The 22,105-nt window shown below is 69.3% G+C and carries 17 protein-coding genes; 8 read left to right on the forward strand and 9 right to left on the reverse strand.

Annotated features, from left to right (window positions below; translation table 11 throughout):
• Positions 1-22: 22 nt before the first annotated feature.
• Positions 23-595 (reverse strand): GNAT family N-acetyltransferase, encoded by a 573-nt coding sequence (locus ACZ562_RS20170; RefSeq protein WP_471180729.1) that lies wholly within the window; start codon positions 593-595, stop codon positions 23-25.
• 115 nt (positions 596-710) lie between these two features.
• Positions 711-1,388: a helix-turn-helix transcriptional regulator gene (locus ACZ562_RS20175; RefSeq protein WP_471180995.1), complete on the reverse strand. Its 678-nt coding sequence runs from the start codon at positions 1,386-1,388 to the stop codon at positions 711-713.
• A gap of 87 nt (positions 1,389-1,475) precedes the next feature.
• On the opposite strand from ACZ562_RS20175, the gene ACZ562_RS20180 reads away from it, so the two are divergent.
• Entirely contained in the window at positions 1,476-1,910 is a 435-nt protein-coding gene (locus tag ACZ562_RS20180) for a DoxX family membrane protein (protein WP_471180731.1), read from the forward strand.
• A gap of 72 nt (positions 1,911-1,982) precedes the next feature.
• Here ACZ562_RS20180 and ACZ562_RS20185 read toward each other — a convergent pair whose 3' ends face one another.
• Positions 1,983-2,423 carry a hypothetical protein gene (locus ACZ562_RS20185; RefSeq protein WP_471180734.1) on the reverse strand — a complete coding sequence of 147 codons (441 nt, stop codon included), beginning with the start codon at positions 2,421-2,423 and terminating at the stop codon, positions 1,983-1,985.
• Between the two features lie 1,014 nt (positions 2,424-3,437).
• Here ACZ562_RS20185 and ACZ562_RS20190 point away from each other — a divergent pair.
• Together ACZ562_RS20190 and ACZ562_RS20195 are read left to right on the forward strand one after the other, a co-directional pair.
• Positions 3,438-5,831, forward strand: coding sequence for an ATP-binding cassette domain-containing protein (locus tag ACZ562_RS20190; RefSeq protein WP_471180737.1), 2,394 nt, complete (start codon positions 3,438-3,440; stop codon positions 5,829-5,831).
• Positions 5,832-5,995: 164 nt separating this feature from the next.
• Complete coding sequence (locus tag ACZ562_RS20195) at positions 5,996-6,640, forward strand: phosphoribosyltransferase (protein ID WP_471180740.1); 645 nt, start codon at positions 5,996-5,998, stop codon at positions 6,638-6,640.
• A 400-nt stretch (positions 6,641-7,040) separates the two neighbouring features.
• On the opposite strand, the gene ACZ562_RS20200 is transcribed toward ACZ562_RS20195, so the two are convergent.
• A complete protein-coding gene (locus ACZ562_RS20200) occupies positions 7,041-8,177 on the reverse strand; it encodes a CapA family protein (RefSeq protein ID WP_471180742.1) in 1,137 nt (378 codons plus the stop codon).
• Between the two features lie 101 nt (positions 8,178-8,278).
• On the opposite strand from ACZ562_RS20200, the gene ACZ562_RS20205 reads away from it, so the two are divergent.
• Entirely contained in the window at positions 8,279-8,455 is a 177-nt protein-coding gene (locus ACZ562_RS20205; RefSeq protein WP_471180745.1) for a hypothetical protein, read from the forward strand.
• 171 nt (positions 8,456-8,626) lie between these two features.
• On the opposite strand, the gene ACZ562_RS20210 is transcribed toward ACZ562_RS20205, so the two are convergent.
• The 3 genes from ACZ562_RS20210 to ACZ562_RS20220 all read right to left on the reverse strand — a co-directional run bounded on the left by ACZ562_RS20210 (position 8,627) and on the right by ACZ562_RS20220 (position 11,726).
• Complete coding sequence (locus tag ACZ562_RS20210) at positions 8,627-8,857, reverse strand: response regulator transcription factor (RefSeq protein WP_471180747.1); 231 nt, start codon at positions 8,855-8,857, stop codon at positions 8,627-8,629.
• Between the two features lie 262 nt (positions 8,858-9,119).
• Positions 9,120-10,118, reverse strand: coding sequence for a DUF6777 domain-containing protein (locus tag ACZ562_RS20215; RefSeq protein ID WP_471180750.1), 999 nt, complete (start codon positions 10,116-10,118; stop codon positions 9,120-9,122).
• A 786-nt stretch (positions 10,119-10,904) separates the two neighbouring features.
• Positions 10,905-11,726 (reverse strand): hypothetical protein, encoded by an 822-nt coding sequence (locus ACZ562_RS20220; protein WP_471180752.1) that lies wholly within the window; start codon positions 11,724-11,726, stop codon positions 10,905-10,907.
• 810 nt (positions 11,727-12,536) lie between these two features.
• Here ACZ562_RS20220 and ACZ562_RS20225 point away from each other — a divergent pair.
• The gene (locus ACZ562_RS20225; RefSeq protein ID WP_471180755.1) at positions 12,537-13,313 is read left to right on the forward strand and encodes a chitosanase; all 777 of its coding nucleotides are present in this window, start codon (positions 12,537-12,539) and stop codon (positions 13,311-13,313) included.
• A 147-nt stretch (positions 13,314-13,460) separates the two neighbouring features.
• On the opposite strand, the gene ACZ562_RS20230 is transcribed toward ACZ562_RS20225, so the two are convergent.
• Positions 13,461-14,000, reverse strand: a complete 540-nt coding sequence (locus ACZ562_RS20230) for a GNAT family N-acetyltransferase (RefSeq protein WP_471180757.1) — start codon at positions 13,998-14,000, stop codon at positions 13,461-13,463.
• Positions 14,001-14,370: 370 nt separating this feature from the next.
• Here ACZ562_RS20230 and ACZ562_RS20235 point away from each other — a divergent pair, with 370 nt between their 5' ends.
• The 3 genes from ACZ562_RS20235 (at position 14,371) to ACZ562_RS20245 (ending at position 20,806) form a co-directional block, all read left to right on the forward strand.
• On the forward strand, positions 14,371-15,573 hold the full coding sequence (locus tag ACZ562_RS20235) for a tryptophan 2,3-dioxygenase family protein (protein WP_471180760.1): 1,203 nt from the start codon (positions 14,371-14,373) through the stop codon (positions 15,571-15,573).
• A 357-nt stretch (positions 15,574-15,930) separates the two neighbouring features.
• Positions 15,931-17,490 carry a serine/threonine-protein kinase gene (locus tag ACZ562_RS20240; RefSeq protein ID WP_471180763.1) on the forward strand — a complete coding sequence of 520 codons (1,560 nt, stop codon included), beginning with the start codon at positions 15,931-15,933 and terminating at the stop codon, positions 17,488-17,490.
• A gap of 637 nt (positions 17,491-18,127) precedes the next feature.
• Positions 18,128-20,806 (forward strand): SpoIIE family protein phosphatase, encoded by a 2,679-nt coding sequence (locus tag ACZ562_RS20245; RefSeq protein WP_471180766.1) that lies wholly within the window; start codon positions 18,128-18,130, stop codon positions 20,804-20,806.
• A gap of 230 nt (positions 20,807-21,036) precedes the next feature.
• Here ACZ562_RS20245 and ACZ562_RS20250 read toward each other — a convergent pair whose 3' ends face one another.
• Complete coding sequence (locus ACZ562_RS20250; RefSeq protein ID WP_471180769.1) at positions 21,037-22,086, reverse strand: hypothetical protein; 1,050 nt, start codon at positions 22,084-22,086, stop codon at positions 21,037-21,039.
• Between the last annotated feature and the right edge of the window lie 19 nt (positions 22,087-22,105).

The raw sequence follows: 22,105 nt of genomic DNA on the forward strand, positions 1-22,105 counted from the left end.
CGCCCGGCCCCGGGCTGACCTGTCAGCGCAGGTCGAGCCGCATGAGGATCCGGGGGTGACCGGCGAGCACCGAGGTGGTGTCGGCGACGTGGGCGAACCCGGCACGTTCGAAGTTCTTCCGGATCCCCGCGTACGCCATAGTCATGTCCACCCTGGCGTCACCGTTGTCGAGGGGGTACGCCTCGACCGCCGGTGCGCCGTGGGTGCGGGCGAACTCGACCGCGCCGGCGATGAGGGCGTGCGAGATCCCCTTCCTGCGATGGCCGGGGCGTACGCGGATGCACCACAGCGACCAGACGGGCAGGTCGTCGACGTGCGGGAGCTTACGGTTCCGTGCGAAGGAGGTGTCCGAGCGTGGTGCCACGGCGGCCCAGCCGACCGGCTCGTCGCCGTCGTAGGCGAGCACCCCCGGAGGGGGCTGCGTACGGCACAGCTCGGCGACGTACTGACCGCGGGCCGCCCCGCGAAGCCCGTTGTTGAGCTTGGACGGGATCCGGTGGCTCAGGCACCAGCAGACATTGGCGCCAGGTGACTTCGGGCCGAGCACGGCACGGACATCCTCGAAGACCGAAGCCGGGCGAACTTCGATGGTCATGGCACCACACTGGCACGGCGTTCCTGGCCACCGCCTCACCCTCGGTGCTGCGGGCCCGCATCGGCAGGTGGTCCGCGGTCGCGTCGAACACGCCGGTCTCCGTCGTCCGAGTCGATCAGCCGACAGGCTCCAGCCGGACGCAGCACCGGCCGGGACGGGCTGCCAGGTGTGCCGAAATCCCGGTCTCGCCCAGGCCGTCAAGGATGCCGCGCAGCAGATGCAGGTTCATGCCGCACACCGTCCGCGTGTGCTCACGGGCCAGGGCGTGGAAGGGGCAGTTGGCCAGCACGACGGCGTCTTCCTCGCGCCGCGGCTCGAACCCGTGCAGCTCAAGCAGACCGAGAAGGCTCGCGTCGTCCTGCCCGCCCCATCGCGTGCCGAGCTCCTCGGCCGCGCGGTGCAGTACGTCCCGCACCGGCGCCCCGGTGGCTTCGGATTCCTCCACGGCCTGGGCAAGGAGTCGCCCGGCCAGCTCGTAGCGGCGGTCCGGGAGGCTGACCATGACCTGCTTCGTCGAGCGCCGGTACAGCTTGGCCGGCCTGCCGGCCCCCGGCCCCGCCCGCCCGCTGCGCCGCTCGTAGACCACGTCGAGCAGGGATTCATCGGCGAGTCGGTCGAGGTGGAACGCCGCGGTCTGCCGAGCCAGGCCCAGGGCGGCGGCTGCCTCGTCCCGGCTGACCGGCGTCGGATGGCGCACCACGTGGTCGTACAGCCTCCTGCGTGTCGGCTCGTCCAGGGCGGCGATGGCGGAGACATCGGCGTCGCGTGCTTCGTCGGGGGCGTCCACGCTCACCAGTGTAAAACCCACAGCCATTGACTAAAGAAGGAATCCGAGCTTCTATCGTTAATGAAAGTTGTCGATAGAAGGAGAGGCCGGCCCATGTCCTCCGTAACCACAGACGCCACGTCCTACACCTCGCGGCGTGCGCTGCTCGCCGACCCCGGCTATCAGGCGTTCTTGATCCTTCGCACCGCCTTCACCGTGGCGCCGATCCTCTTCGGGTTGGACAAGTTCGCCAACCTCCTCGTGGACTGGCCCGCCTACCTCGCGCCGTGGATCAACGACATCGTTCCCGGCAGTGCCCAGGCGGCCATGTACGTGGTCGGTGCCATCGAGATCGCGGCAGGCATCGCCGTGGGCCTCGCTCCCCGCTTCGGAGCCTGGCTGGTGGCCGGCTGGCTGGCAGGCATCATCATCAACCTCCTGACCATCCCCGACTACTACGACATCGCGCTGCGTGACCTCGGACTGCTGCTCGGCGCAGTCGCACTCGCACGGCTCGCAGCGCGTTATCGCGGCAACCCGCGTCGCTGACCCCTGCGCGCCGAGGGTCCTGACCGCGGTCCGGCGCACCCCCTGCGGGGACGACCACGGAATGTCCCGCGCTCAGAGGACCGGGAAGACCACCGCGAAGAAGAGCCAGAGCAGCACCGCCCAGAACAGCGCCGCGACCATGGAAACGAGCAGGGAACTGCGCCACTTCAGCACCAGGAACGGAAACATCACCAGGACGGCCCAGAAACCTCCTACGTCGACGGACATACGGGCAGCCTCACCGAGAGTCCTGGCCCGGCCTGCCGCAAGAAGGCGCAGCAGCCGCTGCGAGACGAATCCGTACAGGCCGAACACGACGGGAAAGAACCACAATGGTGTGTACGCGACCAGCTGAGACTCCGACAGTTCGTCGAACAGCACCAGGTAGATGAGTGCAGCCCCTGCCAGGCCGCCCAGCAGAAGCGTTGTGTAGAGGGCGTTCAAAGCGGCCGGTTCCGGAGTGCCGACGGGCACAGGGACAGCAGAGGCGTACGGCACCTCCGGCGGTGGCACGCGAACCACCTGGTGGCAGTGGGGACAGCGCACGTCCTGACCCGCCCGGTCGGTCGGTACCGCCAGCAAGTGCCCGCACGAGCCGTGGAACTCGAGCTGTTGTCCCATGTTCAAGAGCGGGGTCTCCTCGGTGGGTGAAGTACAGAATCCGGGCGATGCCGAGCAGCAGGGCGAACCAGATTCAAGCGTTGCTCGCCTCGTCCTCCCCGAGGGCACGGCCTGGGATCCGAGGATGCCGCATCGGCGCGGGCGAGCCATCCGGGAAAATACGCAATCCACTACGTACCCGCACGCCGCTGTGTTCGGATCGCCGGTGGGACGACGGGCCCCACCGCCCCCACCGGCGGCGAGGACGCCGAACACGGCGATCGTCCGCCCGAACGGGGAGCGGGGCATGAGTAGCCCCGAAGCGCTCCGTGTGAGGCAGTTGACGCCTCAAGTACCCCTGCGTACCGTGCCAGTCCGGTCCGGCGTCCACCGGGCTCGGCCGAGTGCCGCATCCGTTCCTCGTCGGACCACGCCCCTTCGACCATGCCCCCGTCGGCCACGCCGTCTTCGGCCATGCCCGAGGAGACCAGACCGATCAGGAATCGAGAAGCGCCCGTCCCCGAGCCTCACCTAGCGTGAGAGCCATGGGCATCACGATCACGCGAGCTTCCTCCCGCACGACGACCCGGACGCCTCACTGGCCTGCTACGGCGACACCCTCGGCTTCAAGGCGCAGGCATACGATGCCGAGGTCGTTCAGGCGTCCACCGACGGCGTTCGCGACCGTGCCTTCCGCGATCCCGCGGGCAACCTGATCCGCATTCGGCCACTGCGCTGAGCCCTCCGACGATCGCATCCATGACCTGCACGGACGGCACCGTGCAGGAGCCGCGCACGACGCCGGTGGCGGCCGCTGGGCGGCTGCCGTTGCCGACCCCTGACGTACTGCTCGAAGCTGGTTGGATCGAGCCAGGCGACGCCGACGCCGGATCGCGGAGGCGGCCCCGCACAACAGATGGAGAAACGATGAGCACGGCACCGAGGGCAAAGACGCAGTCGCCTGTGTTGCACGCTGCTGACAGCCACGATCTGATCCGCGTGCACGGTGCGCGTGAGAACAACCTCAAGGACGTCAGCATCGAGATCCCGAAGCGCCGGCTGACGGTGTTCACCGGTGTCTCCGGCTCGGGCAAGAGTTCCCTGGTGTTCGACACGATCGCCGCGGAGTCCCAGCGGCTGATCAACGAGACCTACAGCGCGTTCGTGCAGGGCTTCATGCCGACGCTGGCGCGGCCCGAGGTTGACGTACTCGACGGGCTGACGACCGCGATCATCGTCGGCCAGGAGCGGATGGGCGCCAACGCCCGCTCCACCGTCGGCACGGTCACGGACGCCAACGCCATGCTGCGCATCCTGTTCAGCAGGCTCGGGAAGCCGCACATCGGCTCGCCCAACGCGTACTCGTTCAACGTCCCCTCGGTGAAGGCCGGCGGTGCGATCACCATCGAGCGCGGCGCGGGGAAGACGAAGGCCGAGAAGGTCACGTTCCATCGTCTCGGCGGCATGTGCCCCCGGTGTGAGGGCATGGGCTCGGTCAGTGATTTCGACCTGTCGGCGTTGTACGACGACAGCTTGTCGCTCAACGAAAGCGCGCTCACGATCCCCGGTTACAGCATGGACGGCTGGTACGGCCGCATCTTCCGGGGCTGCGGCTTCTTCGACCCGGACAAGCCGATCCGCAAGTACACCAAGAAGGAGTTGTACGACCTGCTCCACAAGGAACCGACCAAGATCAAGGTCGACGGGATCAACCTGACGTACGAGGGGCTGATCCCGAAGATCCAGAAGTCGTTCCTGTCGAAGGACGTCGACGCGCTGCAGCCGCACATCCGGGCCTTCGTGGAGCGGGCGGTGACGTTCACCACCTGTCTCGAGTGCGACGGCACCCGTCTCAGCACGGAGGCCCGGTCGTCGAAGATCAACGGGAAGAACATAGCCGACGTCTGCTCGATGCAGATCAGCGACCTGACCGACTGGGTCCGGGGCCTCGACGAGTCGTCGGTGGCGCCCCTGCTGGACGCGCTGGGGGACACGCTCGACTCGTTCGTCGAGATCGGGCTCGGCTATCTCAGCCTCGACCGCCCCTCGGGCACGCTCTCGGGCGGCGAGGCGCAGCGCACCAAGATGATCCGCCATCTCGGATCCTCACTCACCGACGTCACCTACGTCTTCGACGAGCCCACCATCGGCCTGCATCCCCACGACATCCAGCGGATGAACGACCTGCTGCTGCAGTTGCGCGACAAGGGCAACACCGTGCTGGTCGTGGAGCACAAGCCGGAGGCGATCGCGATCGCGGACCACGTCGTCGATCTCGGCCCGCGCGCCGGAACCGAAGGTGGCGAGGTGGTGTTCGAGGGCACCGTCGAGGGGCTGCGGGCCGGTGACACGCTCACGGGGCGGCACTTGGACGACCGGGCCTCCTTGAAGCCCTCGGTGCGGACACGGTCGGGAGTGCTGGAGGTGCGCGGCGCCGGCACGAACAACCTGCGGGACGTCGACGTCGACATCCCGCTCGGCGTGCTCACCGTGGTCACCGGGGTCGCCGGCTCCGGCAAGAGTTCTTTGATCCACGGCTCGGTGGCCGGACGGGAGGGGGTCGTGACGGTGGACCAGGGCGCGATCAAGGGTTCCCGACGCAGCAACCCGGCGACGTACACCGGACTGCTCGACCCGATCCGCAAGGCGTTCGCCAAGGCCAACGGCGTGAAGCCGGCGCTGTTCAGCGCCAACTCCGAGGGCGCCTGCCCCACCTGCAACGGTGCCGGCGTCATCTACACCGACCTGGCGATGATGGCCGGCGTCGCCACCACCTGCGAGGAGTGCGAGGGCAAGCGGTTCCAGGCTTCGGTCCTGGACCACCACCTCGGCGGCCGCGACATCAGCGAGGTGCTCGCGATGCCGGTGACCGAGGCCGAGGGATTCTTCGGCGCCGGCGAGGCGCGCACCCCGGCCGCACACAAGATCCTCGACCGGCTCGCCGACGTCGGGCTGGGCTACCTCACCCTCGGCCAGCCCCTCACCACGCTGTCGGGCGGCGAGCGGCAACGCCTCAAGCTGGCCACCCGCATGGCCGAGAAGGGCGGCGTCTACATCCTCGACGAGCCGACCACCGGCCTGCACCTCGCCGACGTCGAGCACCTGCTCGGCCTGCTCGACCGGCTCGTCGACGCCGGCAAGTCGGTCATCGTCATCGAGCACCACCAGGCGGTCATGGCGCACGCCGACTGGATCATCGACCTCGGCCCCGGCGCGGGCCACGACGGCGGCCGGATCGTCTTCGAGGGCACCCCCGCCGACCTCGTCGCCGCCCGCTCCACCCTCACCGGCGAGCACCTCGCGGGCTACGTCGGCACGTGACGCCCAGGGGCGCCGCCGACACCATGGCCCCGCTGGGAGGGCAGCAGCCGGTGGTCGGGAGAGCAGTGGCGCGGTGGTGTGGATGGTGGCCCGTCGGGTACGCGGTGGCACGTGAGATGCACGCCGCACCATCGTCGCCCGGTGCCGTGAGGAAGAAGAAGCACATGCAGTTCCGAGACCGCAGGCAGGCGGGACAGGAACTGGCGGATCGGCTGCGCATCCTGCAGGAGAAGGGCGCTCTTCCGCATCCCGTGGTCCTCGCCCTCCCCCGCGGCGGGGTCGCGGTGGCCCGCGAAGTCGCCCGGAGGCTTCAGGCCCCGCTGGACGTGCTGGTCGTGCGGAAGATCGGGGCACCGTTCCAGGAGGAGTTCGGTGTCGGCGCGATCGCGGGTGAGGATCCTCCCGTTTTCGACGAACAGACCCTGGACCGGCTGGGGCTGAGCGAGGAGGCCCTCGCGGACGTGGTGGAACGTGAACGGAAGGAACTGCGGCGCCGCGAGGAGCACTACCGCCAGGGCCGGGCGGCCCCGCGGTTGCGCGACCGGACCGTGATCGTCGTCGACGACGGACTGGCGACCGGTTCCACGGCGCGTGCCGCGTTGCGCGCCGTACGGAGCCAGGCACCCGAGCGGGTGGTCCTGGCCGTGCCCGTCGGCTCACCGGAGGCGGCCGACCTGATGCGGGCAGAGGCCGACGACGTGGTCTGCCTGTATCGGCCCAGGGCGTTCATGGCCGTCGGCGAGTGGTACGAGGTTTTCGGTCAGCTGACCGACGACGATGTACTCGAGGCGCTGGACGACAGTCGGTGAGCGGGCGCGCAGGGGAGTCCCGTGACGGCACGCCGGCACTCGTCGACCCCGTCGGCCCCGCAGAAAACTCTGAACTCCGGCGTCCGCACCGTGACGAGTTCGCCCGCCTCGATGAGACCCGGTGGGCGTGGGCCGGTGCGGAGGCGCTCTCGCACCCGTCGAAGGCCGGATCACGGGCCCGACCGAGGCCCGCGCGGCGTCGCTCCGGCACAGCGCGGACCTCGGCTCCGACCGTTTGGCCGGTGACCGGCCGTGGCGCGAACGGCGGCCCGGTGGTTCGGCGCCGGGGATGCCGTCGAACGCGCGGCGTCGGCCGTGGCGGAGCAGGGGACCCGCCGGGGCGATTCGGGGCGATTCCATGGCGCCTGTGCCGAGCAGCATGAGCCGCAACGACCAGGGTTCACGGACCGATGTCCCTCGCGCCTGCGCCGGTAGACGGCGCGCACGAGAGTGTGCCGTCGGGATTCAGGGTGATGTGCACGCCGTCGCTGATGCGGTCGAGGGTGGTGCGCAGCCACCCGCGGTCCTCGTCCCGCGCGGGCTCCAGACGCATGCGCCGGGCCTGCAGGGGAACCATGCGCAGGCCGGTCAGCCGGCCCGAGGCCGCCGCCACCGTGATGAGGTAGGCGATACGTAGGTCGTCGCGGTACTGGGCGTACCCGGCGATGCCCTCGTAGTCGTCGACGAAGTCACCGCAGCCGTGGAGGATCAGCCGGTCGCGGTACACCTCGATGGGGCGGGGATGGTGCGAGGAGTGCCCGTGGACGACGTCGACTCCGCCGTCCACCAGGGCACGTGCGAAACGGATTTGCTCCCGGGGGACGCCGTAGCCCCAGTTCGACCCCCAGTGGACGGACACGACCACGATGTCGCCCGCCGTCCTCAGCTGCCGCACGCGCCGGACCACCGCGGTGGCCACATCGGCCGACAGGTCGGGAACGTAGGCGACACCGGGCAGGTCGGCGCCCGCCGCCCAGTAGGGCGGGATGCCGCTGGTGCGTGCCCCGAGGGCGAAGACGAGCACGCGGCCCCCGGTCGGGACGGTGACCGCCGCGGGTGCACACGCCTCTTCGGCGTTCCGCCCCGCACCCGCCGCCCGCAGGCCGGCGCGGGTCAGCGAGGCCAGTGTCTCCTCCAGACCCGCTCGGCCGAAGTCCAGCACGTGGTTGTTGGCCAGGACGCAGACGTCGGGACGGGCCACCGCGAGAGCGGGCAGGTTGGCCGGGTGCATGCGGTAGTGGACCGCCTTGCCGGGCGCGAACGCGTCACACCGCGTCACGGCTGTCTCAAGATTGACGATCCGGACGTCCGGAGCGGTTTCCTCCAGCATCCGCAGGGCGTCGCCCCACGGCCAGGACGGATCGACCGGGGCGGGAACGGGACCGTTGACCGACTCCGCCAGGTGCACGTACGTCCGTGCGTCCCGGACGTAATCCTCCCGCAGCGCCGGGTCACAGGGCCGCGCCAGGATCTGATCGACACCGCGCCCGAGCATCACATCACCGCAGACGAACAGCGTCACCACGCCCTCGGCCATACCTCCACACTAGGAGCCGCCCGCACGCCGGTGACCGCCGGCTACGCTCGCTCCGCTCCGGTGGAGGAGGGAGGATGGGAGGTGAGCGAGGGAGGCCCACCATGAAGACCGGAGCCTCGGAGTACGACTCCTGGCTGTACTCACACACGCCGTCCCAGGCCGAGGGCGAACGCGACGAACCGGCCGAGCGCGCGGCCGTGGAGCAGCACCCGGATGTTCCCAGGACGGAGCCGTCGCAGGCGGAGGGCGAGCGGGTGGACGACATACAGAGCGCATGACAGCCAGGAAGCGGCCGGTGACGGCGCGGGCGGTGGAGCCGGGTGGCGTCTGTTTCCTGAGGTGGCCGATCGGGCGTGGGATTGCGCGGCCACGTGCGTGGGGCACACACCGGGCGCATGGGCAGGGGGCCGGATCATCTGTGGGCGGTACTGGCCTGGTTGGCCCGGGCGTCAGAGTCCGAGAGTCATGGCCCATCGCGTGAGTTCGGCGGTGGTGTTGATGTTGAGTTTGGCTCGGATGCGGCGGAGGTAGGCGTCGACGGTGTGCGGAGAGAGTCCCATCTGGCGGGCGGCTTGCAGGTAGGTGCAGCCGGCGGCGATGTGGCGCAGGGTTTCCAGCTCACGGGGGGCCAACTCGGGTGCGGGGGCTTCGGTGGACGGCGCGGTGCGTGTGAGGCTCATGGGATGTTCTCCGCCGGGATCGGCTCGGTCATCACTGCTCACACCGTCGGAAGCAGGGGGCAAATGCCTGAATGCTGCGTTTTGTCCCTTTTGAAGATGCTGCCTGGGCGACGTCATGACCGTGTCCGCCGACTGTCACAGGCGCGTCACAGGCCCCTCTCGGGAGTGCCCCTGGTGACCGACTTCGAACCCCACAACGGGGTTGTCTGCCTTGGCAGTTGGCCCGGCAGGGTGCCTTTGGTCGGCATCGCGCGTGTATGCGTTACCCGGCGGGTGCACTGTCGGGGGCGGGCTGTTGTGGCGGCCCGATTGCGGCGGAGTCGTCCGGCGTGACGGTCTCAGGCGCGGACGGTGGGGAGGGCTGTTCGGACGGAGGGGCTTGAGGCTGTGAGGACTGTCTGGACGACGGCGGTGGTGCTTGCTGCGAAGACGGTGTGGAAGGGGGTGGTGGGGTGTACGGGGCGGGTCTGGACGGCCCGGCCGGTGATGTCGAGGGGGAGGACGTGGGTGGCCGGCCGGTCCGCGGCGAGGAGGTGTCCTTCGCGGGCTTGTCCTTCGGCGGTGCGGTCGTCGTGCCCTGCGCGGACGGCGTGGCGGGCGGGGGTGTCGTCTCGGCGTGCGGGCGGGCCTCGCCCCGCCGGGTGGGGTGCTTTTCCTGTGTGGGGCTGGTCGTGACGAATGTCTTTACGGGGTGGGGGGCGGGGGTGACGGTGATGACGTTGGAGGGCTGGTAGCCGGGCCATGCCTGGCGTGTCTGGCGGGGTGGGGTGTGCTGGGCGGCGGGTGGGGTGAGGGGGTTGCCGCAGGCGCAGCGCACTCGGGGTGCGCCGTGCTGGTCGACCAGGACCGCGGTGCCGGCCTGCAGGACGGCGGGGTAGCTGGTGGCTGTCCCGTTCCGGTAACCGTGGTTGGTGACGAGGGTGTCGGTGGTGAGCTCGAGGGGGGTGAGAGCGCGCAGGTAGGAGGGGACGCGGGAGGGCTTGATGCCCAGCACCGTGGCGAAGGCCTGGTTCTTCGGCGGCTGTGCCCCCAGCGCGGAGATCTGCCGGTTCACGTTGCAGCGGGCGGCCGTGCGTGTTCCGCCGTACAGGCCGGGGGAGTCGCCGTTCACGCTGCGTGTCGCGCTGCCGGCGGCCGGGGCCGCCGGTGAGGCGTCCTCCGGCATCGCCGCCTGGGTGAACGGATCGGGGCCGGTGGTTCCGGCGGCCTGCAGGAAGACTTCGCCCTGCTGGTGCGCAGAGCCGGTGGGGTGCGTGAGCACCAGGGCCAGGGCCAGGGCCAGCGCCGTCGCGAGGGCGGCGGTGATCAGGGCCGCCCGCGGCCCGGGCCTGCCCCGTCGACGCGGTGGCCGGCCGCCCTGGCCAGGCCCGCCCGCACCCCCGCCCGTCGGTGGCCGGGAGCCCCCGCCCGACAGAGGACCCGCGGGAGGACCCGCAGGAGGGGGAGGAGGAGTGGGGGGAGGGCTGGCAAGACGGTCGGAGGGCCGCGGGCCGACGGGGCGGTCGGGCGACGGCGGGCTGGTGTTCATGAGCCTGGCCTTCCGGTATCAGGGCCTACCACGCACCGGCCCCCGCACGGCCTTTGCCGACACACCTTCGCCGCCGGGCGCCGGCGCAGCGGCATCCCGCCAGGGGCCGGAACCCCGCTGGGTCCCGCCAGTGATCCACGCCCGACCGCACCGTCTGCCGCCGGCTGCTCACCGTTCATCCCGCCTTCCCGGCGAGGGCCGGGGCGGTGCGGGGAGCGGCCGGTGCCGGGCTCTGCGCCTGGTGGCGTGGGTGCGGGTGCGGTGCTGGTGGCATTCGCATTCGCCGCTGGGTTGGTGGTCGAGACGATGAGCCGCTGGCAGGGCCTGGTGGACATGTGAGCTGTGTCCTTTCGGGGACAGGGCGTGGGTGGAGAAGGCGACGGGGTGAAGGCTGTGGTGGGCCTTCACCCCGTCGCGTTGGGTGTGGTGGTCCGGGCGTCACGTTCCCGTCCGGTCCGTTGGCGAGGGCACGTCACAGTGGCGTTCCCACTGGCAGCGTCCTCACCGCCCGTCCGTGTCCTATACCGCCGGGGCAGGCTCGGCCGGGGCCGGCTCAGCGGGCGCCGGGGCAGCCGGGGCCGGGGCGGGCTCCGCCGGGGCGGGCTCGGCCGGGGCCGGGGCAGGCTCCGCCGGGGCGGGCTCAGCGGGTGCCGGCTCAGCGGGCGCCGGTTCGGCCGGGGCCGGGGGCGCCGGGGCAGCCGGGTCGGGCTTCGCGGGGTCGGGCTTCGCCGGGTCGGGCTTCGCGGGGTCGGGCTTGGCCGGGTCGGGCTTCTTGTCGTCCGGCTTCTTGTCGTCCGGCTTCTTCTCGTCCGGCTTCTTCTCGTCGGGCTTCTTGTCGTCCGGCTTCTTCTCGTCGGGCTTCTTGTCCTCCGTCTTCTTGTCCTCCGTCTTTTCGTGGGTCTTCTCGGCCTCGTGCTCGTCCTTCCAGTGGTCCTTGTGCTTGTCCCAGTGGTCCTCGTGGTGCTTGTTCTTCTCCCAGTAGTGGTAGTCGTTGTAGGTGTCCCAGAAGTACCACTTGTGGTGGTGCTTGACGATGTAGTAGCAGTCGTAGTGGTCGTCCCAGTAGTACTTGTAGTGCTTGCCCCAGCAGTAGTACTTCTTGTGCTTGTTGTGCTTCTTATGCTTGTTGTGGTGCTTGCTCCAGCAGTAGTTCTTGTGCTTGCCGTGGTGGGCGGGAGCCATGGTCGAGGGTGATGCCTCGGGCATGGGGGCCGCCGTGGCGGCGGTGGCCGGCAGGATGACGCCTCCGCCGACGACCACGGCCGACGCCACCGCGGTGGCGATGCCCAGCCGGCGCTTGGGGCGGGTGGTGTCGTCCTGCTTGCGGATGATGCGGTTCACGATTCCTCCTGAAGGAAAAGGGTGGGTATCTGTGTCCGGGGCCTCGTTGGGGTTCCGGTGTTCTGGTGAGGCCCGCACTTCAAGTAGGCCCGCCCGGTCCCGGCGGGTCATGTTCCGAGGGCTCGGGACTTGACGGATTCCACGACACCGGGTAAAGGCCCCGCAGGGAAATGCGCCGCTGGCGGTCTCTTCTTGGAGGAAGGTTCGAACTCGCAAGTCAGAATGGGTACTTGCGACCTTGGGGAAACCCGCTGGGCTCCGACTCGACGCACCGACCAGGGTCCCGACCGGAGTGCCGCGTTCCCCAGCATGCCGCGGAGACCCGCCGGATGCGGCGCGAGGATTGCGTCGTGCGCTGCCTCCCGCACATCTCCCGCCAACAGGTCACCCGGTGCGGTTCATGCCGCAACGGACCGATCCCCACGATGAGTTCAGTGATCACCCAGGTGACGGGCACCTGATCCGTTGATTCCGGATGATTGCGGCGCGTGCCGGACTCCCCACCACGAACAGCCCGTCTGCGCTCCCGGCCGGATCGTGAACGGTGCAGCCGTCCGCGGTTGCCGCCGCGGTGGCGTCGAACGTACGTGCGTCTGGGCTTCGCCCCGTCGAGCCTCTGGCATCGCGAGCTGCTTTCATTTGATCCTACAAACTTCCCGCCGGGCGGGTTACCGCCTCTCGTGAGAGCCTGGTAGGAAACTTTCCTAACGATCCACGAGTTCAACTCTCCACCCCCCACGTTCACTTGGAGTCTCTGTGGAACCCGAGACGGCAGCACCGGCCCGCACCTCCCGCCGCACCGTCCTAGTCATGATCGGCGCACTGACCTCCGTCCCCTTGCTCGGCGTCCCGCATGCTGTGGGAGCGCCGACGGCCGCACCGGGACTGGACGACCCGGCGAAGAAGGAGATAGCCATGAAGCTCGTGTCGAGCGCGGAGAACTCCTCGCTCGACTGGAAGGCCCAGTACCAATACGTCGAGGACATCGGTGACGGTCGCGGCTACACCGCCGGCATCATCGGCTTCTGCTCCGGTACCGGCGACATGCTCGACCTCGTGGAGCTGTACACCGACCGCAGGCCCGGCAACGTTCTCGCCGGATACCTGCCCGCACTGCGCCAGGTCAACGGCACGGACTCGCACGACGGTCTCGACCCGAACTTCACCAGGGACTGGCGCAAGGCTGCTCAGGAAACGGCGTTCCAGCAGGCGCAGAACGACGAACGCGACCGTGTCTACTTCAACCCCGCCGTCAAACAGGGCAAGGCGGACGGCCTGCGTGCACTCGGTCAGTTCGCCTACTACGACGCCATCGTCATGCACGGCGACGGGGGCGACTCGACCAGCTTCGGCAACATCCGCAAGCGTGCCCTGCGAAGGGCGAAGCCTCCGGCGCAGGGCGGCGACGAGACGGCCTACCTCAACGCCTTCCTCGACGCGCGCGTGTGGGCGATGAAGCAGGAGGAGGCACACAGCGACACCAGCCGGGTCGACACCGCCCAGCGTGTCTTCCTGCGCCGGGGCAACCTCGACCTGAACCCCCCGCTGGACTGGAAGGTCTACGGCGACAGCTACCACATCGGCTGATCCTCACGGAGCATTCCCGCGACCGGCACGGGCGTCGGACCTGTGGGTCCGGCCGGTGGTACGGCCACCGGCCGGACCCACATCGTTGTTGGAGCCTCGGGCGGTCCTGGAGGCAGCTTCGCCCAGGGCCGCCTCCGGGGACTCTGATCAGCGCGCCGGCCGGGCGACGTAGATCCAGTCGAAGCCGTCGTATCCGTCTGTGTCGAGATGCTGTGCTCGGCTGAGTCCGGCGCGTAGCGCCACGCGCTGGGACGCTACGTTCGCCGGCCGGACGCGGGCGATCAGCGGGAGGCCGGGCACGTGACGGGATGCCCAGGCAGTGACTGCGGCGGCGGCTTCACCAGCGAAGCCGTGGCCCCAGGCAGAGGTGGCGAACCGGTAGAAGAGGTTCAGGACCTTCGTCCCGTGGAGTTCCATGGGCTTGATTCCGCAGAATCCGAGCTGCCGAGCGGAGTCATGGCGCCGCACAACCCAGTACCCGTATCCGTACTGCTGCCACTGTTCGTTCCAGCGCCGGTAGAGCGCTCGGGCCTCCTCGAACTGGGCCAGCGCATCAGAGGGGTTGTGCGAGCAAGTCTCAGGATCGCTGTGGATGGCGAAGACCGCGTCGATGTCGGCTTCGGTCGGGCGCCGCAGGGACAGCCGTGCTGTCTGCAGCTCCTCGGCTGCTGGGCTCCGGTCACTCATCTCAAGATCGTAAGGTCGAGCCACCACGCGCGGGCCGGCGCAGAGAGCCACCACCGTGAACACCGTCCGTGCGTGCTGCGGCGCACCCGCTCTTGTCAAGACACGAATATTCGAGACATGACGTGCGGCGTTTCGATCGTGCCTAGTGAATGCCAAAGCCTCACTCGGACAGCGTGAGGGGCGGCCGTGGTACGGACGACGTCTCACGGCGAGTTGTGTCACGACGAAACGGAAGAGATGAGCGACGATGGCTTCTGCGCACCGTGCAGGTCGAGGTATTCGGAAACCGGCCAGAGGTGGCTTCCTCGGATTCCGTTTGGGAAGGGGATCCGGCCTGCCGACCCGCAAGAGATGCGGTTCACACACGTCGGTGTCCCGTGAGGTGGACCGCTGGGCGGCCGCACGGAATATCCCGAACGAATTCGACGGAATCTCATTGGCCCGCTCGGTCACAGAGGAGGCGGGGCGGACGGGTAAGCATTTTCTGTCGGAGCGAATGCTGGTCGAGTTGAGCGACATTCGATGCCGGCATGCCACGCGCCGCCCGTTCCTCGAAGCGTTTCTCGACTGCATGCTGGACAAGCATGAGGGACGTTATTGGAACCGGAGCTACCTTGCGTTGCCGCTCCTGGAGCTCCTCTTGGACGGCCGGAATTCCGCGCTGAGTCCTGACCGGTTGTCCACCCTGCTTGTCTCCGACGTCATACGTTTCGAGATCGAGACGGCGGCCGGGGCGCAGTCGCCGGGCCGGGGCCGGCCGGATCCGGCGACACTCCGCAAGAGGCTGCGCCAGGCCCTGCGGTTCGTGGTTGATGACCTCGGGGGACCGGATGCCCATGACCTGCCGACCCAGGTGGCTCACATGCCCCAGCCCCGCTTGGAGGGTCTCGTCGACCGTTTGCCCGGTCCGCCGGCCACGGATGCCGGTCGGTGGTTCTACGTGACCGTCCAGCCCGTATACGTGCTCCACGACGAATACTTCTTCATCCGCGTCCTCCAGACCCACGAAATGCTCTTCACCGCGATCGCGACGGACATACAAGCAGCGATCGGAGCGCTGCGTGACGGTCGGCTGGAAGCGGGTGTGGAGCGAGTAGATCATGCGGCTGCAATGTTCGAGCGCGCCGCAGCGCTGTTCCGGATAGTCGCCACGATGCGAGCCGGGCAGTTCATGGCATTTCGGCAGTTCACCCAAGGTGCCAGTGCCATTCAGTCCGAACAGTACAAGAGGTTCGAGATTCTCTGCGGCGTTCCGACTGCCCCGCGCTTGCGGTCGGCTGCCTTCACGAGCGTTCCCGTCGTGCGAGCCGAGGCGGAACACTCCGCGCATGACACCATCGTTCAGGCATATCTCGACCTCCGCGGCGCGGGTGGATTCAGCCAGGCGGAGTGGCGTCCTCTCGACGCGGCACTCAGCAGGCTGGAAAGCAGGCACCAGCGCTGGAAATCCACCCATCGCAGCCTCGCCGTGCGCATGCTCGGCGATGCGCACGGGTCCGGTTACACCGATGGCGTGCCGTACCTGACGAAATGCCTGGAGAACCGCCTGTTCTGGCAACTAGGCGGGCAATGAACCCGGGCCCACGCCCTCCCGAAGGCGACCCGTGCACCCGTGCCTCCGTAGCGAGACGCGCCGGGCGGAGGCGCCGCGCTCCTGTGCGGCTCCGCAGGCGCAGAGCCGTGCAGGTTCGGCTTCGGTTACTCTCGCGGCAGCCGCCTGAGCCCTCCGCCGCCGTTCGGATGCCCGTCCAACGGCGTGCCAGTGGACGGCAACCAGCATCACCACCCGAGCTTGGGATTTGGGGTCAGCTGGCCTGTTGTGGGTGTGGGAGGCGATGCTTGGTGCGGATGTTACGGATGCGGCGCTTGGTTGGGCTGGTCCGGGTTGAACCTGGTTGACAGTGTGCTGATGTGAGGGGACGGCGGGGGCGTGGAGTTGCTGGACGGGTCGGATCCGGGGGCTGTCGGTGGTTATCCACTGCTGGCGCGGCTCGGTGAGGGTGGCATGGGGCGGGTGTATTTGTCCCGGACGGTGTCGGGGCGTCCGCTGGCGTTGAAGACGGTGCGTGCCGAGTTCGGGCGGGAGCCGGGGTTCGAGGAGCGGTTCGCGCGGGAAATACGTAACAGCGACCGGGTGCGATCCCCTTGGACGACTGCGGTGGTGGACTACAGCCCGGTGGGGGAGCGCCCGCAGTGGCTCGCCACGGAGTACGTGGCCGCGCCGTCCCTCGCGGAGTGGGTGCAGCGGTACGGCAGGCTGCCGGAGCGCTCCGTACTGGCTCTGGCGGCCGAGCTGTTCGGGGCGCTGGGGGCGGTGCACGGGGCGGGGCTGGCGCACCGTGATGTCAAGCCGTCCAATGTGCTGTTGGGCCGCCATCGTCCTTTGCTCATCGACTTCGGGATCGCGCGCACCGTGGAGGACTCACGTCACACGAGCACCGGCGGTGTGATCGGCTCTCCCGGTTATCTGGCGCCGGAGCAGGCGAGTGCCGGGGGTTCAGGTGCGCCGGGTGATGTCTTCTCGCTGGCTGCGGTAGTGGTGTACGCGGCGACGGGAGTGGGCCCCTTCTCCCACGCGGACGAGGAGGCCTCGGCCGCGGCGCTGCTCTACCGCATCGTGCACCAGGAGCCGAACCTCGACGGCGTTCCGGCCGCCCTGGTCTCGCTGCTGCGGTCCTGCCTGGCCAAGAACCCCGAGCAGCGGCCCACGGCCGGCGCCGTCGGCGCGCTGCTGGAACGCCTGGGCGGCCGGCCCGGTATCTGGCCGCAGTTGCTGCCCGAGGCGCTGGAAAGGGATCTCGCCGTGCGGGAGCAGGAGGCGCACGCGTTGGTCTCCGCAGCAGTAGGACCGCCGTCCGCGGCCGCTGTGTCACCTCATCCCGAATACGGTCCGGCTTCCGGCGGAACATGGACGGCTGCCCCGCCGGCTACCGGTTTCCTCCGGCGGTGGCTGCCCGGCCGTGCCGTCCGGGCGGTCGCCGCGACCGTCACCGCGGCTCTGATCGTCGCGGCGGGCACGCTCGTCGTGCAGCATCTTTCCGGCGATGACGCATCCGACGTGACGTCTTCGCCGTCGCCGTCGCCCACGGCCGCGTCGCTTCCCGCGTCCTGGGCCGGTACATGGGTCGGTTCAGGCCCGGGCACTCCCACCGCCGACGGCGTCTCCCAGGCCCGGACCGACCGGTTCACCGTCACTCTCACCCTCCACCCGGCTCTGCGGGGTGAGTTGGCGGGCAAGCAAGTCAGCAAGGTGACCGAAATGGACACCGGCCGTGAGCTGGGATGCACCGAGGCCCTGCAACTGCGGGAGGTACGCGGGGACTCGATGGTCTTCGAGGCGGTCACCAGCCACCCCACCGACCGGTCGGCCGCCCTCTCCTGCCCCAAGGGCAATATCTACGTCGTCACGATGACCGGCCGCGACACCCTGGGCCTGGGCGACGAAGGTGCCCAGTCCGCCGGGGCGCCGTCCACCCTCACCCGGCGCTGAAGGACGCGCCCCGGCTGCCTGCTGCCGCAGACTCGCCGAATGAGCCCAGGTCGGAGCAACCATTGGTGGCGCATCCCGGGCGACTCCTGAGCCTCAAGAACCTGGTCGAAGCCGGCAGGGGTCAGCCCGCGCCGCACGACGTCAAGATCAGCAACTGGCACTGGACGGCTCGACGGGCAGCATCCGAGGTTGCGACGTACCGGCTGCGGCGAGGCGGTGACGCCGTGGACAGGGCACCTCGCCGGCGCCGGCCTCGAACCCGTACGACGTGCTGACCCCGCCGGGGACGTACCGGTCACGCCCGGTCGGACCCGATTGCGCGTCAGTCCCCGACCGGGCCAACTATGTGTCTGACGGCGCGAAGTGACGATCCGTCAGGGCGGGTTGGCGGCGTCGGCAAGGTGCCCCGCAGCTCACAGCGGCGTTTCCGGGGCGAGGCTCCGGAGGCCCCGAGCCTCCTCCCGCACCTAACCCGACGCGCGTTACCTGTGGCATTTGGTGCTGTTGGCGCAGTTGGTATAGTTGGGGTCTCACTTTAGTGGCTGATGTGACAAGCGAGGCGAAGGATTGTCGGCCGGTATGAAGGTTCCAGTGCGGGACCGTGACTACTCGGGCTGACCAGTGCTAGAAAGGCCAGATGGCACACCGTTTTGCCCGGCTTCGACGTGTATCGCTGTGGTCGCTGGTGCGAAGGAACTTGCGAAGCGTCGCGGGGCAGATATTCATCCTGCAGGTGGCGCTGGTGGTGGTGCTCGTTGCCTTCGCAGTCTTCGCCCTTGTCCTGCAGTCGCAGCGGGACACCAACGCCGAGGCCAAGCGGCGCTCCATAGCCGTCGCCCAGACTTTCGCGCATTCCCCGGGGGTCCTGTCCGCGCTGCAAGCACCCGATCCGTCGAAAGTGCTGCAGCCGCTGACCGAGGCGGGACGCAAGTCCGCAGGCGTCGACTTCGTCGTGGTCATGGACACCAAAGGGATCCGCTACACCCATCCCCTGCCGGACCGGATCGGCAAGCGGTTCGTAGGCACGATCGGGCCGTCGCTGGCGGGAAAGGTCTACACCGAGAGCGTGAACGGCCCCCTCGGCCGCGAAGTCCAGGCCACCGTTCCCATCCGGAACACCGACGGCCGGGTCGTGGCCCTCGTCTCCGCCGGGCTGAAAGTCAAGAACGTGACCAGTCTGGTGGACCGGCAGATACCGATCATCCTGACCGCCGGGGCAGGCGCTCTCGGGGTGGCCACCGCCGCCACGGCGCTGGTGGGCAGGCGGCTGCGGCGGCAGACCCACAGCCTGGCCCCGAACGAGATGACCCGCATGTACGACCACCACGACGCGGTGCTGCACTCCGTACGCGAAGGGGTGCTCATCGTCGGCGAGGACGGGCGACTGCTGCTGGCGAACGACGAGGCCAGGCGACTCCTGGAGCTGCCCCCGGACGCAGAGGGGAAGCATGTGTCCCAGCTGCCGGGCCTGGAACTGGAAACGGTGTCGCTGCTCAGCTCCGGGCGCGAGGCCACCGACGAGGTGCACTTGGCAGGGCCGCGCCTTCTGGCTGTCAACCAGAGGCCCACGGACCGCGGCGGAGGCCCCAGGGGAACTGTTGTGACGTTGCGCGACACCACGGAGCTGCGGGCCGTGTCCGGCAGGGCCGAGGTCGCAGGTGAGCAGCTCAAGCTGCTGTACGACGCCGGACTGGGTATCGGCACCACCCTCGACGTGATCCAGACGGCCGACGAACTCGCGCGGATCGCCGTCCCTCGCTTCGCCGACTTCGTCACCGTGGACCTGGCCGACGCCGTACTGCATGGCGAGGAGCCGGCCACCACGGCAACAGGCATGCGACGCGTTGCCATGTGCGGCATTCGGGACGACCATCCGCTCTACGAGAAGGGCCGGCTGATCGACTTTCTGCCGTCCACGCCCCAGGCGCGCGGCTACGGCACCGGCCGCTCCGAACTGGTGGCCGACCTGTCGACCGCGACGGGCTGGCAGATGCAGGACCCGGAGCGCACCGAGGAGGTCGTGGACTACGGCATCCATTCGCTCATAGCGGCTCCCATCCAGGCCCGTGGTGTCGTGCTGGGCATGGTCAACTTCTGGCGCTCCAAGGAGCACGGCCCCTTCGACGAGGAGGAGCTCTCGCTGGCTGAGGAACTGGTGGCCCGTGCCGCGGTCAGTATCGACAACGCCCGCCGGTACACGCGCGAGCACGCCCTGGCGGTCACCCTCCAGCGCAGCCTGCTGCCACGCGCCCTGCCCGAGCAGAGTGCCCTCGATGTCGGCTACCGCTACATCCCCGCCCAGTCGGGTGTGAGCGGAGACTGGTTCGACGTCATTCCACTGCCGGGCAGCCGTGTGGCACTGGTCGTCGGTGACGTCGTCGGCCACGGCCTGCACGCCGCGGCCACCATGGGGCGACTGCGGACCGCGGTGCACAACTTCTCCACGCTCGACCTGCCGCCCGACGAGTTGCTGAGCCATCTGGACGACCTCGTCAGCCGCATCGACCAGGACGAGGCGAGCACGGACAGCCCCGCCGCAGTCGTGGGCGCCACCTGCCTGTACGCGATCTACGACCCCGCGACGAGACGCTGCAGCATGGCGCGCGCGGGGCACCTGGCTCCTGCGCTGGTCCTTCCGGACGGCAGCACCACCTTTCCCGACCTGCCGCCCGGACCGCCACTGGGCCTCGGCGGCATGCCCTTCCAGACAGCCGAGCTGGACCTCGCCGAAGGCTCCCAGCTCGTCCTGTACACCGACGGCCTCATCGAGGACCGGACCCGCGACCTGGACGAGGGAATGGAACTCCTGCGCGAAGCCCTGGAGGGCCACCCCGAGCGCCCGCCGGAGGAGAGCTGCCAGGCCGTGCTGGAATCTCTGCTGCCCGGACGCCCCACGGACGACGTCGCTCTGCTCATCGCCCGTACCCATGCGCTGCCGGCGGACCGGATCGCTGAGTGGGACGTGCCGCCCGAGCCGGCCGCCGTCGCCGGGGTGCGCGCCGCGGCGACCGGCAAGCTCGACGAGTGGGGCCTGTCCGAACTCGGCTTCAGCATGGAACTGGTGCTGAGCGAGCTCGTCACCAACGCCGTCCGCTACGGCTGCGAGCCGATCCGCATGCGGCTGATCTGCGACCGCACGCTGATCTGCGAGGTGGCCGACGGCAGCAGCACCTCGCCCCACTTGCGGTATGCCGCGACGACCGACGAAGGTGGCCGGGGCCTGTTCCTGGTGGCGCAGCTGACCGAGCGCTGGGGCACCCGGTACACGCCCCAGGGCAAGGTGATCTGGGCGGAGCAGGCGCTACCGGATCACTGAGAGGGGAAGTCAGGCGCTGGAGCCGCATGACTGACCCACGCGGCCCGGCTCCTCTCCGCACGTCCGAGGCGCTCGCGGCCGGGCCTGCGCTGACTTCTTGTGGGACAGGGCGGCGAGCAGGAGCTGCCTGCGGGATCTCCGCGGCGACCTCGCAGCCGTAAGCACTGACCAAGATCCGGCGGTCGGTGCGCCGCCCTCACTGGGGGCGAAGCCGGCGGTGAGCGACCTCGTCATTCCCGGCGGTCGGTGACCAGGACGTAGGTGCGTGCCGCACCGTAACGCTGCTGCGCGACTGTGTCGGTGGTCAGTACGTCGACAGCGTAGACATCGCCGGGCCTCTCCTGAGGCCAGGGGTCGAGGGCGACCCTCAGGTCGAGCCGTTCACCGGGCTGGAGCCGAGCCGTCAGCGTCCTGCCTGCGGACTCCGTGTCGCGCCCGATGCCGACGTGGTCGAAGGGCGCGCCCTCGGGCAGGGTGAGATACCCGATCCCTTGCTCCTCTGCGGCCTGTTCCAGCTCGGGTATGCGCCGGGGCCGTCCGCTTCCGTCGTCCAGTTTCACGGGACGCAGGGTGACCCGGGCCTGGAGAGGGCAGCGGTCGGTGACCGGGACCATGAGCATGATCGGCACGTCGGCCCGGATGCCGACCGGCTTGGGCACGATGGCCATGTTGCCCTGGGCGTGGCGGCGGTCGCAGGTCGGGTCGAGGAAGGGGTTGCCGATGAAGGAGCCGCCGTCCGAGGGAGTCGTGGGAGTGGAGTCGGAGTCGGCGTCGGCCCAGACGTTGACGCCGAGGCACGGATGACCTCCGGTCATGTTCATCTGTTGGTCGGTCGGGGTCCACAGCTCGTTGCTCTGGATTACCTGCATGGGCTGTGGGGTGGTGGGATCGAGGTGCGCGGGCAGTGGGGCGGTCGAGGCTCCGCTGAACCCTTGCTCGATTCCGGGAAGCTTCGAGCTTCCCGGGCCGACCCCTCCCATCGTGAACATGCATACCCAGGCGTGGAACCTGACGAAGTGCCGTTCCCGCTCCGGGTCGGTGTTCCGCACCCTGACCAGGAAGTAGTAGTCGGTGCCCACGACCGCCCGCCGGTTCCACGGGCTCGACTCCCAGCTCGCCGGGTCGGCGATCAGCCCCGGCGCGTCGGCCGCGGTGGCCAGGCGGACGTCGGGGGAGAGCCAGAACGGCACGCCGGGCGGCGTGGGGCGGACGCCGGTGTCGCCGGCGCCGTAGGCGAGGAGAAGCCCCCGTGTCTTGAGGGTTGGGTTGAGGCAGGCCATGGCAGGTCCTTTCGGGTGT

The sequence above is a fragment of the Streptomyces sp. NPDC040410 genome (assembly GCF_055595715.1).

What these genes read in the sequence shown, in the direction of transcription:
- ACZ562_RS20205 (WP_471180745.1), top strand. Translation starts at nt 8,279, where the DNA reads ATGAAGACCGGAGCCTCGGAGTACGACTCCTGGCTGTACTCACACACG.
- ACZ562_RS20250 (WP_471180769.1), bottom strand. Translation starts at nt 22,086, where the DNA reads ATGGCCTGCCTCAACCCAACCCTCAAGACACGGGGGCTTCTCCTCGCC.
- ACZ562_RS20170 (WP_471180729.1), bottom strand. Translation starts at nt 595, where the DNA reads ATGACCATCGAAGTTCGCCCGGCTTCGGTCTTCGAGGATGTCCGTGCC.
- ACZ562_RS20230 (WP_471180757.1), bottom strand. Translation starts at nt 14,000, where the DNA reads ATGAGTGACCGGAGCCCAGCAGCCGAGGAGCTGCAGACAGCACGGCTG.
- ACZ562_RS20245 (WP_471180766.1), top strand. Translation starts at nt 18,128, where the DNA reads ATGGCACACCGTTTTGCCCGGCTTCGACGTGTATCGCTGTGGTCGCTG.
- ACZ562_RS20180 (WP_471180731.1), top strand. Translation starts at nt 1,476, where the DNA reads ATGTCCTCCGTAACCACAGACGCCACGTCCTACACCTCGCGGCGTGCG.
- ACZ562_RS20195 (WP_471180740.1), top strand. Translation starts at nt 5,996, where the DNA reads ATGCAGTTCCGAGACCGCAGGCAGGCGGGACAGGAACTGGCGGATCGG.
- ACZ562_RS20200 (WP_471180742.1), bottom strand. Translation starts at nt 8,177, where the DNA reads ATGGCCGAGGGCGTGGTGACGCTGTTCGTCTGCGGTGATGTGATGCTC.
- ACZ562_RS20210 (WP_471180747.1), bottom strand. Translation starts at nt 8,857, where the DNA reads ATGAGCCTCACACGCACCGCGCCGTCCACCGAAGCCCCCGCACCCGAG.
- ACZ562_RS20225 (WP_471180755.1), top strand. Translation starts at nt 12,537, where the DNA reads ATGATCGGCGCACTGACCTCCGTCCCCTTGCTCGGCGTCCCGCATGCT.
- ACZ562_RS20190 (WP_471180737.1), top strand. Translation starts at nt 3,438, where the DNA reads ATGAGCACGGCACCGAGGGCAAAGACGCAGTCGCCTGTGTTGCACGCT.